A 1,450-nucleotide genomic window follows, 5' to 3' on the forward strand; every position below is an offset into this window, starting at 1 on the left:
TTCGGGATATCCCCAGATGGCTTGCCGATCGATCAGCCTCGCGTATGAGAACTCATCCGGTCCGTGGGCTGCCTGGAACTGCTCATTTCCAGCACGGGGATCCGGAGGAACGGCCTACGGGTTAGACGTTCAAGCAAGAACCTGGGGATGCAGACTTTATAAGTAGTCATCGCTACAAGGAGAGTAAGCATTGACCCAAACGATCCTAAGACCATTATCCGGGAACATCGCGAAGCGTCCAAGTCCGAAATTTGTATTCCGGGCGAGCCCGGAATACAAAACCTATATTCACTTGTCAATGTGCAAAAATGAACTGGAAATTGACATCAACCATGGATTTGAAACTTATTATACGAGGAGAAAAAAAGAGGAGGGCTGACCGAGGATTTATTATATAGACATATCGAACATCTGCGCCGTTTAAATCAAAAGGGCAAGTTGTTCCTTTGCGGTCCATTCCAAGATAATGACAAAGCGATGCCAATCTTGGTTTGTCAGGCATTGGATGAAGCGATAGGCCTCGTTGAGAGCGATCCGTTCGTTAAAGAGGGATATTATGCCGCATATGAAGTGAATGCGCTCATTGAAGCAAATGAGGAAAACAATTGGTTAACCGAAATCCCCCAAACGCTGAAAAACTTAACGAATTAAAGACATTTTAAGGATTCGATGGCACGCGTTTAAATTGTGAGAGGGCTTCCCCTCATCTAGATAGGGGCTTTTTGCCTTAGACCACCATTGGGCGGCAAACGACCTTTAATTAAGAGATCGGAGGAAATCTTTGTGAATCCATCCTTCATCCATTGCTTTTAAAACGTTTATCCATTTTTTCCCTGGATATTAAAATGGGTATCCGCAATTCCCTTACTTTTTGCCACGTTTAATAACGTGTGGTTGATCTCATGGCGTCCGCCGCTTTCAGTATGGTTTGTTCCTTCCATGATATCGCTCATCGAAATGTCCCCGAACCCTTAACCCCGGGCTGAATGTTCCTGTCCTCGTCAGGATATCTTCCAACCAAAATTTAACTTGCCCAAACTTGTTTGAAATAACTTCAATCATTTAAACGGATGCAAAATCGAGTTGAGTCCGTAAAATTGTGTAAAAAGGAAATGTAAAAAGAGCCACGTTGCTTTCCCTTTGATAGAATGAAAGTGAACCAAAAACCAAACAAAAAGGAGGAAAGCAACTATGGCTCAATACAATATTACAATAAGCGATGAAATCCTGCACGGGTTCTTGTCGCAAGATCAAGGACTGGCCAAACTGTTGGAACAGGTCTTGAATCAAATCCTTGAAGCCCAGTTAACGGATCAACTTGGCGCCGGCCGTTATGAGCGCACAGAGGAACGAAAAGGCTATCGAAACGGGTCTTATCCCCGGCAATTGACGACTCGGGTGGGACGGTTGACCTTGCGCGTGCCGCGGACAAGGGATGGGGAATTTTCCA

At 45.0% G+C, this 1,450-nt stretch carries 3 protein-coding genes; 2 read left to right on the forward strand and 1 reads right to left on the reverse strand.

Annotated elements, in window-relative coordinates; genetic code table 11:
- The first annotated feature begins 375 nt into the window (after positions 1–375).
- A complete protein-coding gene (locus CCB157_RS18420; protein WP_077616899.1) occupies positions 376–651 on the forward strand; it encodes a YciI family protein in 276 nt (91 codons plus the stop codon).
- Between the two features lie 167 nt (positions 652–818).
- On the opposite strand, the gene CCB157_RS18270 is transcribed toward CCB157_RS18420, so the two are convergent.
- A complete protein-coding gene (locus CCB157_RS18270) occupies positions 819–953 on the reverse strand; it encodes a hypothetical protein (RefSeq protein WP_274519647.1) in 135 nt (44 codons plus the stop codon).
- A gap of 238 nt (positions 954–1,191) precedes the next feature.
- Between CCB157_RS18270 and CCB157_RS16470 the strand changes: the two genes are divergently transcribed.
- A partial coding sequence (locus CCB157_RS16470; RefSeq protein ID WP_193432262.1) for a transposase occupies positions 1,192–1,450 on the forward strand: 259 nt, incomplete at its 3' end.

The sequence above is a fragment of the Caenibacillus caldisaponilyticus genome, assembly GCF_002003465.1.
GTDB classification, from domain to species: domain Bacteria; phylum Bacillota; class Bacilli; order Bacillales; family Sporolactobacillaceae; genus Caenibacillus; species Caenibacillus caldisaponilyticus.